The sequence below is a fragment of the Lactobacillus kimbladii genome, from assembly GCF_014323605.1.
Taxonomy (GTDB): Bacteria; Bacillota; Bacilli; order Lactobacillales; family Lactobacillaceae; genus Lactobacillus; species Lactobacillus kimbladii_B.
In genome coordinates this window covers 1-340 of record NZ_SCMB01000034.1, presented here as the reverse complement: position 1 = coordinate 340, position 340 = coordinate 1, and the positions used below count along the sequence as shown (strand labels likewise).

The window sequence follows — 340 nt, the reverse complement described above, 5'->3', positions numbered from 1 at the left end:
GAATTGACCACGATAATTTTGCGAGGTGTGCCGAATTTCTAGGCCCTTAACGCCAAAGTGCTGGTATTGTGCAGCCCAGGTATCAATTAGTTGATGTGATCCGGTGCCAATCATTTGCGCCACAGAATGGCTGCTGTAGCCTTCTTTGAGCAAGTTAAGCGCTTGTAATTTTTGTTTGACGGTAAATTTAACCATAGTAAAACCCTCCAGATGTGAAGTGCAACTAAAAAGTTAGACATTTTAATATTACGCAAGACTCAATGCACGATTTCGATATTTGATCGGGGTCGTGTATTTTAGTTTGTTTGATCTTCTAATATGATTGAACCAGTAAACGTAA

Annotated in this window: 2 protein-coding genes; both read right to left on the bottom strand. The window is 39.7% G+C overall.

All coding sequences use genetic code 11. The annotated features are described in order from the left end of the window. Positions 1-195: helix-turn-helix domain-containing protein (locus tag ERK18_RS09395; protein ID WP_187155217.1), on the bottom strand; the 195-nt coding region annotated here is incomplete at its 3' end. A 51-nt stretch (positions 196-246) separates the two neighbouring features. Then, on the bottom strand, positions 247-340 hold a 94-nt coding region (locus ERK18_RS09390; protein WP_147444110.1), incomplete at its 5' end, for an IS3 family transposase.